Origin of the sequence: Streptomyces sp. NPDC090025 (assembly GCF_044748125.1) — a bacterium.
Lineage (GTDB): Bacteria > Actinomycetota > Actinomycetes > Streptomycetales > Streptomycetaceae > Streptomyces.
In genome coordinates this window covers 312,602-328,485 of record NZ_JBIVFL010000002.1, presented here as the reverse complement: position 1 = coordinate 328,485, position 15,884 = coordinate 312,602, and the positions used below count along the sequence as shown (strand labels likewise).

Below are 15,884 nucleotides of genomic sequence, written 5' to 3'. Positions count from 1 at the left end.
GTCCCTCCCTGCGCGCGGGCCCCGTTCCGCCTACTCTTCCCCGCATGGCTGCGGCTCAGGGACATTTTTCCGATCATTCCGACGGCATTCGAGGGACGAGGAAGACGGCGGGCGACAGGGTGGACCCCACGGAGCAGAACCCGGTGCCGGTGGCCTTCCGGCGGGCGGTCGAGGGGCTGCACGCGGTGCGGCTGCGGCCGGAGATCGAGATCGATCCGACGCGGCCGCCGCAGCGGCTCGCCCCGTACGCGTACGCCCTGGAGGCGGCGGTCGTGGAGGGCGAGCAGGATCTGGCGGACGGGCGGCTGGTGCTGCTGCACGACCCGGCCGGGCACGACGCCTGGCAGGGCGGGTTCCGGCTCGTGACGCTGGTACGGGCGGAGCTGGAGCCGGAGATGGCGGCGGACCCGCTGCTGCCGGAGGTGTGCTGGTCCTGGCTGACCGGGGCCCTGGAGGCGCGCGGGCTTTCGTACGGGGAGGCGAGCGGGACCGTCACGATGGCGGGCTCGCACTACTTCGGCGGGCTCGCGGAGCGGCGTCCGGCGACCCAGATCGAGATCCGGGCGTCGTGGACGCCCCGGGAGGGCGCGGCGGGGGTGCCGGACACCGGGGCGCACCTCGCGGCCTGGTGCGATCTGCTGTGCCAGGTGGCGGGGCTGCCCCCGGCGCCGGTGGAGCCGGGCGGCGGCGCGGGCGAGGGTCCGGGCGGGGCCGGTGGGCCCGGTGGCGGCGCGGGTGGTGCCGGGTCGGGCGGTCCCGGGTCGGGGACGACGACGGGCGCCGGGGTGGTCTCGCTGCCGCAGCGCCGGGGGCCGCAGCAGACCTGAGCGGACCCGGGCGGACCTGAGCGTCCGTCGTTTTTCGGACAGATTCGGGCGCCTCGTTCCTGGGTGACGAGGCGCCCCGATGTGTCCCTCGAAAGGTTTCCGGGCGCGTGAGGCTCGTACGATGATCGATCACGCGTCCGAATTGCCCCAATTGTTACTCACCAAATCGTGATCTTTCTCTAAAGGCGGACCGCACTGCTGCCGAAGGAGTCAATGACCCCTTCACACCACGGGTTCACCCCCCGGCTTCTTCCCCGAGCCGGCTCCGTCCCGCACCTTCCCCAGGAGGCCTGGTGTCCGTTCTCCTCGAGCAGCCCGCAAGCCTGGTCGCCTACCGCCCGAACAAGCCGACGGCCATGGTCGTCGTGGCCGACCCACGCGTCCGCTCCACCGTCACCCGCCACCTGTGGGCGCTCGGCGTGCGTGACGTCATCGAGGCGTCGTCCATCGCGGAGGCCCGTCCCCGCGTCGGCAACCCGCGCGACATCTGCGTTGCCGACGTCCACCTCCCCGACGGCAGTGGTCTGACCCTGCTGTCCGAGACCCGTGCGGCGGGCTGGCCCAACGGCCTCGCCCTGTCCGCCGCCGACGACATCGGCGCCGTGCGCAACGCCCTCGCGGGCGGCGTCAAGGGCTATGTCGTCACCGGGACCCGTACCAACATCGGGCACCCGACCCGCCCCGGCGCGGCCCCCATCGGCTCCGCCGCCGCCCGCCTCGGCCACCGCCGCCCCCCGGGTGCCCCGAGCCACCCGGGCGGCTACCGCGAGCTCTCCGGCCGTGAGGTCGAGGTGCTGCGGCTGGTGGCCGAGGGCCAGTCGAACAAGGCGATCGGCGTGTCCATGGGCCTGTCGGCGCTGACCGTGAAGAGCCACCTGGCCCGGATCGCCCGCAAGCTGGGCACCGGCGACCGGGCCGGCATGGTCGCGGTGGCCCTGCGGACCGGGATCATCCACTGATCCCGGTGCGTGTCTGAGGGCCGTGGAGAACGGTGGGCGCCCACCGACGGAACGTTCCGTCTGATCGCGGACGGAACACCGGCCGGGACCCGACGGAGTGCGTGTCCGATCGGGACGATCCAGTCGGTTCCGTCGCTGGGCGCTTGCCATTCACAGATACCCTTGACAGGTGACCGACGCCCAAGACACCGCGAGCGACACCGCACTGCGAACCACCGGGGGCGCCCCCTCGGACGACGACGTCCCTGCGGATGGGCTGCCGATCCCGCTGCTCGAACCCCGCGAGGGCATTCCGCCCGTCGTGGAGACCGCCGACGCGCTCGCCGAAGTGATCGCCGCCTTCGCGGCCGGCCGCGGCCCCGTCGCCGTCGACGCCGAGCGCGCCTCCGGCTACCGCTACGGACAGCGCGCCTATCTCGTCCAGCTCCGCCGCGAGGGCGCGGGCACCGCGCTGATCGACCCGGTGGGCTGCCCCGATCTGTCCGGCCTCGGCGCGGTGCTCGCCGACACCGAATGGATCCTGCACGCCGCCACCCAGGACCTGCCGTGCCTGCGCGACATAGGCATGGCGCCGTCCCGGCTGTTCGACACCGAGCTGGCCGGGCGGCTCGCCGGCTTCCCGCGGGTCGGCCTCGGCGCGATGGTCGAGTCCGTCCTCGGCTACGCCCTGGAGAAGGGCCACTCCGCCGTCGACTGGTCCACCCGCCCGCTGCCCGAGCCCTGGCTGCGCTACGCCGCCCTCGACGTGGAGCTCCTGGTCGACCTGCGCGACGCGCTGGAGAAGGAGCTGGACCGGCAGGGCAAGCTGGAGTGGGCGCTCCAGGAGTTCGACGCGATCGCCTCGGCCCCGCCCGCCCCGCCGCGCAAGGACCCGTGGCGCCGCACGTCCGGGATGCACAAGGTGCGCCGCCGCCGTCAGATGGCGGTGGTACGGGAGCTGTGGGAGGCCCGCGACCGGATCGCCCAGCGGCGTGACGTCTCCCCCGGCAAGGTGCTGAGCGACTCCGCGATCGTCGAGGCGGCCCTGGCGCTGCCGCCGAACGCGGGCGCGCTCTCGGCGCTGCCCGGCTTCGGCCAGCGGATCGGGCGGCGCCAGCTGGAGCAGTGGCAGGCGGCCGTGGACCGGGCGAAGGCCCTCCCGGACGCCGAGCTGCCGCAGCCGGGCCAGCCGATGGCGGGCCCGCCGCCGCCGCGTGCCTGGGCCGACAAGGACCCGGCGGCCGCGGCGCGCCTGGCGGCTGCCCGTACGGCGGTCTCCGCCCTGGCGGAGCGGCTGAACCTGCCGCAGGAGAACCTGATCACCCCGGACACGGTCCGCCGGGTCTGCTGGGAGCCGCCGTCCCCGGCCACCCCGGACACGGTCGCCGACACCCTCACCGCCCACGGCGCCCGCCCGTGGCAGGTGGAGCTGGTGACCCCGCTGCTCGTGGCGGCCCTGGCGGCGACCGCCTGAGCCCGGTTCTCCCGCCCCCTCCCCCTGGATCCCACCGGCGGTCCGCGGCCGACGGGGTGCCCCCCTCCCTGGAGCGGGCGCACCCCGTCCGACGTGCGAGGATGACCGCTTCATCAAGGTGATGATCAGTGAAGAGGGGGGATGTCCATGCCGCTGACTCGCCGCACCGTACTGGCCGCCATGACCGCGGTTCCGGTGGCCGGGATACCGGTGCTCGCCGCCGGTGGGACCGCGCGGGCGGCCGGTGGACCCGCGCCGCTCGCCGCGCCGGCCGTCGCCGCCGGTGCTCGTGGCGCCGCCACCGGCAGCGTTCTGCACGCGGGGAACCGGTTCGATCTGCGGGCCGTGCCCGCCCGGCTGTTCGGCGGGGAGGTCCGGCTCAAGCAGGGCCGGGTGCACCAGCAGCTCGCCTTCGACCCGGTGACCGGCCTGGGCTATGCGACCCAGCTCATCAGCGACGGCCGCCGGCTCACCGGCGAGGCCGCCGCCGTGCCCGGCGCGGACCGCGACCGCCGGGGCGATCTCTGCGTCAACGAGATCACCGCCGACGGCGCCGTCCGCGCCGTCATGTACCTGCGGGGCTTCGGACACGGCGGCGGGCTCGGCGTCGAGCACGTCGACGGCCGCGCCTGGCTCTGGCTGGAGACCGACGCGGATCCGGTGCCGAGCGGCTTCGCGTACGGCAAGCGCGTCGCCCGGATCGCGTTCACGCCCGACGCCGTCGTCGACGCGGGCAGCCCGCTGATCGAGGTGTTCGACCCCGTCCCCGGGTCCTCCCTCGTCACGCCCTCCCTCGACGTCACGCACGGCCGGATCGGGGTGCGCCACGAGGCCGCCGGTGTCGCCGAGTACCGCGTGTACCCGCTGGACGCCTTCAAGCGCCGTGACTTCACCCCGCTGTACCGCTTCCCGGCCCGCTACCGCACCCAGTCCTGGTGCCTGTACGGGGACCTCGTCGTACAGAACGAGGGCAGCGCCTACGGCGCCACGAACCCGCGCCCGGGCAACTCCTGGTGGAACGTCTACGACATCACCACCGGCCTGATGATCGAGCGGACGTTCAACGCCACCGCGCTCGACCTCTCCCACCGTGAGACCGAAGGCATCACGGTGCGCACCACGCCCGACGGGCCGCAGCTCGTCTTCGGCTTCGCCACTCAAGAACCAGGACCCCGGCAGATGGCCCTCTTCAGCATCAGCGGCACCACCGACGGCACCGGCGACCACGTGCCGTGGACGGTCATCGACTACGACACCGCCGTCTACACCCCCAACTCGGACAACTACGTCCCGCAGTACCGCCAGCTCGGCAACCGGATCGACCTCCACTTCCGGCTGTCCCGCGTCGACGACGCCCCGTGGACCAACGGCGAGACGGTTTTCGTGCTGCCGCCGCACATCCGGCCGAACCGGACCCAGGGCCTGGTCGGCCAGACCACCGGCTCCGGCGTCACCGGTTCCCTGACGGTCCGCTGGGAGGTCCAGACCGACGGCGCGGTGCGGGTCTACGACCAGCGCGCCTTCAAGGGCTGGATCGGGGTCGACGGCGGGTACTTCACCAGCTGAGCACCGTCGGCGAGACCTGTACGACGAAGCCCCCGGCGCGCGGAGCACCGGGGGCTTCGTCGTGTCCATGTCCCGGTTCTGTCACCGCTGCGCCGAAAGCATTTTGAACGCGCTCAAACAGCGCTACTTTCTGAACATGATCAAAAATCTCTGGGCCGAGCGAACCGACCGGGCCGACCGGGCCGACCACACCGACCACGCCGATGACCCCGACTACACCGACTGGCACGAGGACTTCACCGCCGAGCGGGCCCGCCGGGCCGCGCTCGGCGACCCCGACTGGGCGCGCGGCGCCCGCCTGCCCAAGGCGCTGGTGCGCAGCATCCAGCGGTTCCAGGTGGGCGAGGACGGGGACGGCGCCCAGCTGCGGGCGAAGGCGGACGGCGCCGGGGACCCGGTCTACGCGGCGGCCGTCGCGCTCTTCGTGGCCGAGGAGCAGAACCACGCCCGGCTGCTCGCCCGGCTGCTCACGGCGGCCGGGGCGCCGACCCTCTCCGGCCACTGGAGCGACGCCGCCTTCGTCCGGCTGCGGCGGCTGCTCGGGCTGCGCCTCGAACTGCTCGTCCTGATGGTGGCCGAGGCGGTGGCGCTGCAGTACTACCGGGCGCTGCGCGACGGCTGCCCCGACCCGATGGCGGCGGAGGTGGCCGGGCGGATCCTGGCGGACGAGGAGCGGCACGTACCGTTCCACTGCCGTCGGCTGCGCGAGGGCTTCGCGCCGCTGCCGTACCCGGCACGGCGGGCGGCGACGCTGGGCTGGCAGGGGCTGCTCGGTGCGGCGGCCCTGGTGGTGGCGTACGACCACGGTCCCGCGCTCCGTGCGCTCGGGGTGCCCGGGGGCGCCTTCGTACGGGCGGTGCTCGGCGGTTCGGGGGCGATGGCGGCGGCCATGGACGGCCGGGGACCGCTGCCCGGAGCGGCGGTCCGGCGCCCGGGGCGGGCCGCCTGAGCGCGCCTTCGGGACGGCGGCGGGACGGGCCTCGGGAGTGTGACCTTCGCCGCTTGGCACGGGGGGACTGGGCAGCCTGGTTACCCACAAGTAGCATGGGGGGAGCAAGCGCGCGCTTAGGTGCGTGCCGGGCCGTGTGCCCGCGCAGCAGCAGTGCCATCCCGCACCCTGGAGGAGAGCCATCGTGCCTCGTACCGTCAGGGATGTCGTCTTCGTCGACGGCGTCCGTACCCCGTTCGGCAAGGCGGGCCCGAAGGGCATCTACCACGAGACCCGCGCCGACGACCTCGTCGTCAAGGCCATCCGGGAGCTGCTGCGCCGCAACCCCGGCCTCGACCCCGCCGCGATCGACGAGGTCGCCATCGCCGCGACCACCCAGATCGGCGACCAGGGCCTGACCCTCGGCCGCACCGCCGGGATCCTCGCCGGGCTGCCGCAGTCCGTGCCGGGCTACTCCATCGACCGGATGTGCGCGGGCGCCATGACCGCCGTCACCTCGGTGGCCGGTTCGATCGCCTTCGGCGCGTACGACGCCGTCATCGCCGGTGGCGTCGAGCACATGGGCCGTCACCCCATGGGCGAGGGCGTCGACCCGAACCCGCGCTTCGTGTCGGAGAAGCTCGTCGACGAGTCCGCCCTGTTCATGGGCATGACCGCCGAGAACCTGCACGACCGCTACCCGAGCATCACCAAGCAGCGCGTCGACGCGTACGCCGTGCGCTCGCAGGAGAAGGCCGCCAAGGCGTACGCCGACGGCAAGATCCAGCAGGACCTGGTGCCGATCTCGGTGCGCCGCACCTCCCCCGAGGCCGGCGAGACCGGCTTCGGTCTGGTCACCGCCGACGAGCCGATGCGCCCGGGCACCACCCTGGAGAACCTGGCCGGCCTGAAGACCCCGTTCCGGGTGCACGGCAAGGTCACCGCGGGCAACGCGGCCGGTCTCAACGACGGCGCCACCGCCTCGGTCATCGCCTCCGAGGAGTTCGCCCGCGAGAACGGCCTCCCGGTCAAGATGCGCCTGGTCTCGTACGCCTACGTCGGCGTCGAGCCCGAGGTGATGGGCTACGGCCCGATCCCGGCGACCGAGAAGGCGCTGGCCAAGGCCGGTCTCTCGATCTCCGACATCGGTCTCTTCGAGATCAACGAGGCGTTCGCCGTCCAGGTGCTCGCCTTCCTGGAGCACTACGGCATCGCCGACGACGACGCCCGCGTGAACCAGTACGGCGGCGCCATCGCGTTCGGCCACCCGCTCGCCTCCTCCGGCGTCCGTCTGATGACGCAGCTGGCCCGCCAGTTCGAGGAGCAGCCCGAGGTCCGCTACGGCCTCACCACCATGTGCGTCGGCTTCGGCATGGGCGCCACGGTCATCTGGGAGAACCCGCACCACAAGGACGCCGGAGGCAGCAAGTGAGCACCACCACCGAGCTTCTCAAGGGCGCGGCCGAGCTGTTCCCCGACGAGGTCGTCACCGCCGCCCACGTGCGGCACTTCGAACTCCCCGCGGGTGCCGGCCGGTTCGCGCTGATCACGCTGGACAACGGCTTCGACCACACCAAGCCGACCACGTTCGGCCCGCAGTCCCTGGCGAACCTGGACGCCGCGATCGACCAGGTCGAGGCCGAGGCCGCGAACGGTGAGATCGTCGGCGTCGGCATCACCGGCAAGCCGTTCATCTTCGCGGTCGGCGCCGACCTCAAGGGCGTCGAGCTGCTCAAGCGGCACGAGGACGCGCTCGCCATCGGCAAGGGCGGCCACGACGTCTTCAAGCGCCTGTCCGCGCTCGCCGTGCCCACCTTCGCCTACTACAACGGCGCGGCGATGGGCGGCGGTGTCGAGGTCGGTCTGCACTGCACCTACCGCACCGTCTCCAAGGCGCTGCCCGCGTTCTCGCTGCCCGAGGTCTTCCTCGGTCTGGTGCCCGGCTGGGGCGGCTGCACGATCCTGCCGAACCTGATCGGCGCGGAGAAGGCCGTCTCGGTCGTCATCGAGAACTCGCTCAACCAGAACCGGCAGCTCAAGGGCAAGCAGGTCTTCGAGCTCGGCATCGCCGACGCGATCTTCGAGGGCGCCGACTTCCTGGAGCGCTCGCTGGTGTGGACCGCCGAGGTCCTGGGCGGCTCGGTCACGGTGGAGCGTCCGGAGATCGACCGCGGCGAGGGCTGGGACCAGGCCGTCGCCAAGGGCCGCGCCATCGCCGACTCCAAGGTGCACGGCGCCGCCCCGGCCGCCTACCGCGCCCTCGACATCATCGAGGCCGCCAAGGACGGCGACCTGCAGAAGGGCTTCGACGCCGAGGACCAGGCCCTCGCGGACCTGATCATGGGCGGCGAGCTGCGCTCCGGCATCTACGCCTTCAACCTGGTGCAGAAGCGCGCCAAGCGCCCGGCCGGCGCGCCGGACAAGAACCTGGCCCGCCCGGTCACCAAGGTCGGCGTCGTCGGCGCCGGTCTGATGGCCTCCCAGCTGGCCCTGCTCTTCCTGCGCCGCCTCGAGGTGCCGGTCGTCCTGACCGACATCGACCAGGAGCGCGTCGACAAGGGCGTGGGCTACGTCCACGGCGAGATCGACAAGCTGCTCGGCAAGGGCCGCATCAACCAGGACAAGGCCAACCGCCTCAAGGGCCTGGTCTCCGGTGTCCTGGACAAGGCCGAGGGCTTCGCGGACGCGGACTTCATCATCGAGGCCGTGTTCGAGGAGATGTCGGTCAAGCAGCAGGTGTTCGCGGAGGTCGAGGCGGTCGCCCCGGCGCACGCGATCCTCGCCACCAACACCTCCTCGCTGTCGGTCAGCGAGATGGCGTCCAAGCTCCAGCACCCGGAGCGCGTGGTCGGCTTCCACTTCTTCAACCCGGTCGCGATCCTCCCGCTCCTGGAGATCGTGCGCGGCGAGCAGACCGACGACGCCTCGCTCGCCACCGCCTTCGGTGTCGCGAAGAAGCTGAAGAAGACCGCGGTCCTGACGAAGGACGCCCCGGCGTTCGTCGTGAACCGCATCCTCACCCGCTTCATGGGCGAGATCCAGAACGTCATCGACGAGGGCACCTCGGTGGCCACGGCGGAGAAGGCGGTCGAGCCGCTCGGCCTGCCGATGTCCCCGCTGGTCCTCCTGGAGCTGGTCGGCCCGGCGATCGGTCTGCACGTCTCCGAGACCCTGAACCGCGCCTTCCCGGACCGTTTCACGGTCTCCCCGAACCTGAAGGCGGTCGTCGAGGCCGGCAAGCGCGGCTTCTACGTCTACAAGCCGGAGAACGGCTTCAAGCCGGAGCTCGACCCCGAGGTCGCCGCGCTCCTGAAGCAGGGCGACACCGTCCTGACCGAGGAGCAGGTCCGGGACCGGGTCCTGGACGCGGTGGCCCAGGAGATCGGTCTGATGCTGGCGGAGGGTGTCGTCGCCGAGGCGCAGGACATCGACCTCTGCCTGATCACCGGTGCGGGCTGGCCCTTCCACCTGGGCGGCATCACGCCGTACCTGGACCGTGAGGGCGTCTCCGAGCGCGTCAACGGGAAGCGTTTCCTGGCGCAGGGCGTGGCGAGCGTCCCGGCGTAACCCCGCGCGTGTGCCACGGCCGGTGGCCCGTACCCCGAGGGGGTGCGGGCCACCGGCCGTTCGCGGTTCCGCGGGCCGCGCCGGACCGGCGCCCGCGGCGGCCAGGCGGCTGTCATCCTGGGGGGATGACGCTCCCCCTGCTCGTCGTCGACGGCGCCAATGTGGTCGGTTCCACCCCGGACGGCTGGTGGAAGGACCGGCGCGCCGCCGCCGAGCGGCTGCGGGACCGGCTCGCCGAGCACGGCGGCCCGGCCGAGGGGCCGGTGCCCGGCCCGTACGAGATCGTGCTCGTGATGGAGGGGCAGGCCCGTGGGGTGGCCTCGGTGCCGGGGGTACGGGTCGAGGAGGCGCCCGGCAGCGGTGACGACCTGATCGTGGAGCTGGCCCGGGGCGCCGTGGGCCGGCCGTGTCTGGTGGTCACGGCCGACCGGGAACTGCGCCGCCGGGTGGCGGAGTCGGGGGCACTGAGCACCGGGCCGCGGTCGCTGCCGTCGTGACGGCGGGACGGGCGGCCCCGGGGCGGGCGGTGCTGGGCTACCCCTGGCCCTCCCGGGCCAGGCGGCTGTGGCTCCGCCCGTACAGGAAGTAGACGACGAAGCCGAGGACCATCCACACCGCGAAGCGGAACCAGGTCTCGCCCGGCAGATTGAGCATCAGCCAGAGCGAGGCCGCGATGGAGATCACCGGCAGGTAGGGCACCCAGGGGGTGCGGAAGGCGCGGGGCAGGTCGGGGCGGCTGCGGCGCAGGACGATGACACCGGCCGCCACCACCACGAAGGCGAACAGGGTGCCGATGTTCACCAGCGTCGCGAGCTCGTTGATGCTGGTGAATCCGGCGACGATCGCGATGATCACGCCCAGCAGGATGGTCGGCCGGTACGGCGTCCGGAAGCGCGGGTGGGTGATCGAGAAGAAGCGCGGCAGCAGCCCGTCGCGGCTCATCGCGAAGAACACCCGGGTCTGGCCGAGCATCAGGATCAGACAGACCGTGGTGAGGCCGATCGCGGCGCCGAAACTGATCACGCCCGCGTAGAACGGGTGGCCCACCGATTTGAAGGCGTCGGCGAGCGGGGCGCTGACCGACAGCTCGGTGTACTTCTGCATGCCGGTGACCACCAGGGCGACCGCCACGTACAGCACCGTGCAGATCAGCAGCGAGCCGAGGATGCCCCGGGGCATGTCGCGCTGCGGCAGCTTCGTCTCCTCGGCCGCGGTGGCGACCACGTCGAAGCCGATGAAGGCGAAGAAGACCACGGAGGCGGCGGTGAAGATGCCCATCACGCCGAAGTTCGTCGGCTCGTAGCCGAACATCAGCTGGACCAGTGGCTCGGTCCAGTCGGAGCCGCCGCCCGGCGGGGTGACGGCGGGCGGGATGAAGGGCTTGTAGTTGTCGCCGACGATGAAGAACAGACCGGCGACGATCACGATCATCACCACGGTCACCTTGATCGCGACGACCGCCGCCGTGATCCGCGCGGACAGCTTCATGCCCAGCACCAGGACCACCGTGATCACCAGGACCAGGATGAACGCCAGGATGTCGAAGGTGCCGCCCGCGACGTCGGGTCCTTCCAGGGCGGCGGGCAGATGCCAGCCGATGTTGTCCATCAGCGAGCGCACATAGCCGGACCAGCCGACCGCCACCACCGCCGTGCCCAGCGCGAACTCCAGGACGAGGTCCCAGCCGATGATCCAGGCGGGCAGCTCGCCGATGGAGGCGTACGCGAAGGTGTACGCCGAGCCCGCGACCGGCACGGTGGACGCGAACTCCGCGTAGCACAGGGCGGCGAGGGCGCAGACGATGCCGGCGGCGACGAAGGCGAGGGCGGTCGCCGGGCCCGCGTTCTCCTTGGCGACCTTGCCGGTCAGGACGAAGATGCCGGTGCCGATGATGACGCCGACGCCGAAGACGGTCAGATCCCACGCCGAGAGCGACTTCCTGAGCGCGTGCTCGGGCTCCTCGGTGTCGCGGATCGACTGCTCGACCGACTTGGTCCGGAACATTCCGGAATTCGCTCTGGGTTGCTGGTCCGTGCTCACGGTCGTACCTCCCTGCCTGGGGGCTGCCCGCTGGGAGGCCAGGATGCACGCGAAAGGGCCGGTCGGCACCCGAAGGGGTGAGCCGACCGGCCCAAAGGTGACGCATGGTGACCGCCGCGGCGAGCCGGGCGGCCTCCCGAGGTCCCGGGGCCCCGGGACCCGGGATCAGTCGCGCGCGGGCTCCACGGCCGGTGCCGCGGTGCTCTCGAAGCGTCCGTCGAGCCGCGAGACCAGGCCGGTGACCTGGCGCGCGATGTCCGGCGCGGTGAGCCCGATCTCCGCCATCACCTCGGCACGCGTGGCGTGGTCGAGGAACTTCGGCGGGATGCCGAAGTCGCGCAGCGGCACGTCCACGCCCGCGTCGCGCAGCGCCTGCGCGACCGCGGAGCCGACGCCGCCGACCCGGCTGTTGTCCTCGACCGTGACGACCACCCGGTGCCGCTCGGCGAGCGGCGCCATCGCCTCGTCCACCGGCTTGACCCAGCGCGGGTCGATCACCGTGGTCGAGATGCCCTGCTGGTCGAGCAGACCGGCGATCTCCAGGCACATCGGGGCCAGCGCGCCGACCGAGACGAGCAGCACGTCCGGCGTGTCGGTGCCCGGCTCGCGGAGCACGTCCATGCCGCCGATCCGGCGCAGCGCCGGGACCGCCGGGCCGACCGCGCCCTTGGAGAAGCGCACCACGGTCGGCGCGTCGGTGACGTCGACGGCCTCGCGCAGCTGGGCGCGGACCTGGTCGGCGTCGCGCGGCGCGGCGAGCCGCAGCCCGGGCACCACCTGGAGGATCGACATGTCCCACATGCCGTTGTGGGAGGCGCCGTCGGTGCCGGTGACCCCGGCCCGGTCGAGCACGAAGGTGACGCCGCACTTGTGCAGCGCCACGTCCATCAGGACCTGGTCGAAGGCGCGGTTGAGGAAGGTGGCGTACACCGCGAACACCGGGTGCAGTCCGCCGGTGGCGAGCCCGGCCGCGGAGACCGCGCCGTGCTGCTCGGCGATGCCGACGTCGAAGACCCGCTCGGGGAACGCCTTGGCGAACCGGTCGAGGCCGACCGGCTGCAGCATGGCGGCCGTGATCGCGACGACGTCCTCGCGCTCCTTGCCGAGCGCGACCATCTCCTCGCCGAAGACGCTGGTCCAGTCGGCGCCCGAGGAGGCGATCGGCAGACCGGTGTCCGGGTGGATCTTGCCGACCGCGTGGAAGCGGTCGGCCTCGTCCTGGAGGGCCGGCTGGTAGCCGCGGCCCTTCTCGGTGAGGCAGTGCACGATGACCGGGCCGCCGAAGCGCTTGGCGCGGGTGAGCGCCGACTCCAGGGCCTCGATGTCGTGCCCGTCGATGGGGCCGACGTACTTCAGGCCGAGGTCCTCGAACATGCCCTGCGGGGCGATGAAGTCCTTGAGGCCCTTCTTGGCGCCGTGCAGGGTCTCGTACAGCGGCTTCCCGACGACCGGGGTGCGCTCCAGGATGTCCTTGCCGCGGGCGAGGAAGCGCTCGTAGCCGTCGGTGGTGCGCAGGGTCGCCAGGTGGTTGGCGAGGCCGCCGATGGTGGGTGCGTAGGAGCGCTCGTTGTCGTTGACGACGATGACGACCTGGCGGTCCTTCGCGTCGGCGATGTTGTTGAGCGCCTCCCAGGCCATGCCGCCGGTGAGGGCGCCGTCGCCGATGACGGCGACGACGTGGTCGTCCTTCTTGAGGATCTTGTTGGCCTTGGCGAGGCCGTCGGCCCAGCCGAGGACCGTCGAGGCGTGCGAGTTCTCGATCACGTCGTGCTCGGACTCGGCCTGTGCGGGGTAGCCGGAGAGGCCGCCCTTCATCTTGAGCCGGGAGAAGTCCTGGCGGCCGGTGAGCAGCTTGTGCACATAGCTCTGGTGGCCGGTGTCCCACAGGACCCGGTCCTTGGGAGAGTCGAAGACGCGGTGCAGGGCGATGGTCAGCTCGACCACGCCGAGATTGGGGCCGAGGTGCCCGCCGGTCTTGGAGACGGCGTCCACGAGGAAGTTCCTGATCTCTTCGGCCAGCTGGTCCAGCTGTTCCGAGGAGAGCCGGTCCAGATCTCGCGGTCCCCTGATACGGGTCAGCAGAGCCACCCGTGCCTCCTTGCGTTTGAACTGGTCGAGCTTGCCGATTTGTCGAGTCTAATGTTCCGTCTTGGATCGTGGGCAGCGGGCCGGGGGGTGGTGCGCCACTCGAATGGCCGACACACCACTGGTCCGGCCGGCCGGTCCCACTGGTCCGTACGCGTGGCTACGCGTCCGTACCCTTCCGGACGCGACAGGGCCCGGCGCCGGTTTCCCGGTGCCGGGCGGACTGTACGTGACGTTGGTTACGCGCGACCGGCGGTCTTCTGCGTGCGGCGCGACACCGAGTCGATCACGACGGCGGCGAGCAGCACCGCGCCGGTGATCATGTTCTGGATGGCGTTGGACATGCCGATCATGTTCAGGCCCTGCTGGATCGACTGGATCACGATCATCCCCAGGAGTGCCGACCACACCTTGCCGCGGCCGCCGAAGAGGCTCGTGCCGCCGATCACGGCCGCCGCGATGACCAGCATCAGGGTGTTGCCGCCGCCGAGGCTCTTGGTGGCGCCGCCGGAGAGGCTCGCGATGAACAGGCCGCCGAAGGCGGCGAGGGTGCCGGAGATCGCGAAGACGGCGATCCGGACCCGGTCCACGTTGATGCCGGCCCGGCGGGCCGCCTCGGCGTTGCCGCCGACCGCGAAGACCTTGCGGCCGAAGACGGTGCGGCGGGCGACGAAGTCGGCGAGCACCAGGACGGCCAGGAAGAGCACCAGGGCGAGCGGCAGGCCGCGGGCGCCCTCGGGCTCGTTCATGACGTAGGCGACGACCAGGCAGAGCACGGCGACGACGCCGGTGCGCAGCGCGATCTCGGCGATCGGGCGGGCCGGGAGCTGGGCGGCCTTGCGGCGGCCGCTGTCGCGCAGCAGCGAGAGCAGGTACGCGGCGATGGCGACGACCGCGAGGCCGTAGGCGGCGATCTTGTCGGCGAAGAAGTAGTTGGTGAGGTTCTCCACGACGCTGCCGGACGGCGTGTTGATGGAGCCCTCGCCGCCCATCAGCCACTCCTGGAGGCCCATCCAGCCGAGGAAGCCGGCCAGGGTCACCACGAAGGCGGGGACGCCGATCTTGGCGAAGAAGAAGCCGTGCAGCGCGCCGATGGCGGTGCCCGCGAGCACCGCGAGCACGATGGACAGCCATTCGTTCATGCCGTTGCTGACCTGGAGGCCGGCCCAGACGGCGGCGCCGACTCCGGCGACGGAGCCCATCGAGAGGTCGATCTCGCCGAGGACGAGCACGAAGACGATGCCGACGGCCATGATGCCGAGGCCCGAGGCGTACACGGCGACGTTGGCGACCGAGCTCGCGGACAGGAAGTTGCTGTTCTGGAGCTGGAAGACGATCGCGATGACGATCAGGCCGAGGATCACCGGCAGCGAGCCGAGCTCGCCGCCGCGGATCTTGCGGGTGAACTCGGTCCAGTAGCCCTTGAAGCCCTCCTCGCGGACGAGCAGGCGGGGGTCGACGGCCGGGACGGGCGCCGCGGAGGTCCCGGTGGCCTCGGGGGCTCCGGCGGTCTCGGCGGCGGTCGCGGGGGTCTTGGCGAGGTCGCTCACTTCGCGTCCCCCTTCTCGGGCGTCTCGGGCTGTGCGGCGGCGGGGTCGGCGGCCGCGGCGGGGTCGGCCTTGCGGGCCTGGCGGCGGGTCACGGCGTTGTCCGTGGCGCCGGTGATGGCGGCGATGATCGTCTCGTGGCTGGTGCCGGCGACGTCGAAGACACCGTTGTTGCGGCCGAGCCGGAGCACCGCGACCTTGTCGGCGACCGCGCGCACGTCGGCCATGTTGTGGCTGATGAGGATGACGCCGTGGCCGCGCTCGCGCAGCCGCTCGACGAGGTCGAGCACCTGGGCGGTCTGCTCGACGCCGAGGGCGGCGGTGGGCTCGTCCAGGATGACGACCTTGGGGTCGCCGATCAGGGCGCGGGCGATGGCCACGACCTGGCGCTGGCCGCCGGAGAGGGCGGCGACGGGTATGCGGACCGACGGGATGCGGATGGACAGGGTGTCCAGGAGCTCCCGGGCGCGCTTCTCCATGGCGATCTCGTCGAGGACGGAGCCGGAGCTGACCTCGCTGCCGAGGAAGAGGTTGGCGACCACGTCGAGGTTGTCGCAGAGCGCGAGGTCCTGGTAGACGGTCGCGACCCCGAGGTTCTGGGAGTCGTGGGGCTTGGTGATCTGGACCGGGCGGCCGTCCCACTCGATGGTGCCCTCGTCGATCGGGTGAACGCCCGAGATCGTCTTGACGAGGGTGGACTTGCCGGCGCCGTTGTCGCCCACCAGGGCGACGACCTCTCCGGCGTGGATCTCCAGATCGACATCGGTGAGCACCTGGACGGCGCCGAACCGCTTGGAGACCCCGCGCAACGCCAGCACGGGCGTAGCGGACACGTGAATCATCTCCTTCGCCGCCTGACCGGCGGGGATGTGGTGCGAGGCGTACCCCCTGAGGGGGAGGAGCAGGGGGTAC

General features: G+C 72.1%; 12 protein-coding genes. 8 read left to right on the top strand and 4 right to left on the bottom strand.

The window, feature by feature from the left end:
• Window positions 1-44 precede the first annotated feature (44 nt).
• The 8 genes from ACIPXM_RS07390 to ACIPXM_RS07355 all read left to right on the top strand — a co-directional run bounded on the left by ACIPXM_RS07390 (window position 45) and on the right by ACIPXM_RS07355 (window position 9,797).
• Window positions 45-827, top strand: a complete 783-nt coding sequence (locus tag ACIPXM_RS07390) for a DUF3000 domain-containing protein (protein ID WP_401652954.1) — start codon at window positions 45-47, stop codon at window positions 825-827.
• A 293-nt stretch (window positions 828-1,120) separates the two neighbouring features.
• A complete protein-coding gene (locus ACIPXM_RS07385; RefSeq protein WP_017242457.1) occupies window positions 1,121-1,786 on the top strand; it encodes a response regulator transcription factor in 666 nt (221 codons plus the stop codon).
• 169 nt (window positions 1,787-1,955) lie between these two features.
• Complete coding sequence (locus ACIPXM_RS07380; protein WP_401652952.1) at window positions 1,956-3,239, top strand: HRDC domain-containing protein; 1,284 nt, start codon at window positions 1,956-1,958, stop codon at window positions 3,237-3,239.
• Window positions 3,240-3,386: 147 nt separating this feature from the next.
• On the top strand, window positions 3,387-4,805 hold the full coding sequence (locus ACIPXM_RS07375) for a signaling protein (protein WP_401652950.1): 1,419 nt from the start codon (window positions 3,387-3,389) through the stop codon (window positions 4,803-4,805).
• A gap of 136 nt (window positions 4,806-4,941) precedes the next feature.
• Window positions 4,942-5,754, top strand: coding sequence for a ferritin-like domain-containing protein (locus ACIPXM_RS07370; RefSeq protein WP_401652948.1), 813 nt, complete (start codon window positions 4,942-4,944; stop codon window positions 5,752-5,754).
• Between the two features lie 184 nt (window positions 5,755-5,938).
• Complete coding sequence (locus ACIPXM_RS07365; RefSeq protein ID WP_401652947.1) at window positions 5,939-7,165, top strand: thiolase family protein; 1,227 nt, start codon at window positions 5,939-5,941, stop codon at window positions 7,163-7,165.
• A complete protein-coding gene (locus tag ACIPXM_RS07360; protein ID WP_401652945.1) occupies window positions 7,162-9,300 on the top strand; it encodes a 3-hydroxyacyl-CoA dehydrogenase NAD-binding domain-containing protein in 2,139 nt (712 codons plus the stop codon). The genes ACIPXM_RS07365 and ACIPXM_RS07360 overlap by 4 nt, the downstream gene beginning before the upstream one ends.
• A gap of 125 nt (window positions 9,301-9,425) precedes the next feature.
• Window positions 9,426-9,797, top strand: coding sequence for an NTP pyrophosphohydrolase (locus ACIPXM_RS07355; protein ID WP_401652943.1), 372 nt, complete (start codon window positions 9,426-9,428; stop codon window positions 9,795-9,797).
• 37 nt (window positions 9,798-9,834) lie between these two features.
• On the opposite strand, the gene ACIPXM_RS07350 is transcribed toward ACIPXM_RS07355, so the two are convergent.
• From ACIPXM_RS07350 to ACIPXM_RS07335, 4 genes are all read right to left on the bottom strand, one after another.
• On the bottom strand, window positions 9,835-11,304 hold the full coding sequence (locus ACIPXM_RS07350) for an amino acid permease (protein WP_401652942.1): 1,470 nt from the start codon (window positions 11,302-11,304) through the stop codon (window positions 9,835-9,837).
• A gap of 201 nt (window positions 11,305-11,505) precedes the next feature.
• Window positions 11,506-13,428 carry a 1-deoxy-D-xylulose-5-phosphate synthase gene (dxs, locus tag ACIPXM_RS07345; protein WP_401652940.1) on the bottom strand — a complete coding sequence of 641 codons (1,923 nt, stop codon included), beginning with the start codon at window positions 13,426-13,428 and terminating at the stop codon, window positions 11,506-11,508.
• Between the two features lie 236 nt (window positions 13,429-13,664).
• The gene (locus ACIPXM_RS07340) at window positions 13,665-14,975 is read right to left on the bottom strand and encodes a sugar ABC transporter permease (RefSeq protein WP_401652938.1); all 1,311 of its coding nucleotides are present in this window, start codon (window positions 14,973-14,975) and stop codon (window positions 13,665-13,667) included.
• A complete protein-coding gene (locus tag ACIPXM_RS07335) occupies window positions 14,972-15,814 on the bottom strand; it encodes an ATP-binding cassette domain-containing protein (RefSeq protein WP_401652936.1) in 843 nt (280 codons plus the stop codon). Before ACIPXM_RS07335 ends, ACIPXM_RS07340 begins: the two co-directional genes overlap by 4 nt.
• Window positions 15,815-15,884 lie beyond the last annotated feature (70 nt).

Bases quoted from the DNA above. Each gene is read 5' to 3' on its own strand.
- ACIPXM_RS07355 (WP_401652943.1), top strand. From the start codon at position 9,426: ATGACGCTCCCCCTGCTCGTCGTCGACGGCGCCAATGTGGTCGGTTCC.
- ACIPXM_RS07370 (WP_401652948.1), top strand. From the start codon at position 4,942: ATGATCAAAAATCTCTGGGCCGAGCGAACCGACCGGGCCGACCGGGCC.
- ACIPXM_RS07335 (WP_401652936.1), bottom strand. From the start codon at position 15,814: ATGATTCACGTGTCCGCTACGCCCGTGCTGGCGTTGCGCGGGGTCTCC.
- ACIPXM_RS07375 (WP_401652950.1), top strand. From the start codon at position 3,387: ATGCCGCTGACTCGCCGCACCGTACTGGCCGCCATGACCGCGGTTCCG.
- ACIPXM_RS07350 (WP_401652942.1), bottom strand. From the start codon at position 11,304: ATGTTCCGGACCAAGTCGGTCGAGCAGTCGATCCGCGACACCGAGGAG.
- ACIPXM_RS07390 (WP_401652954.1), top strand. From the start codon at position 45: ATGGCTGCGGCTCAGGGACATTTTTCCGATCATTCCGACGGCATTCGA.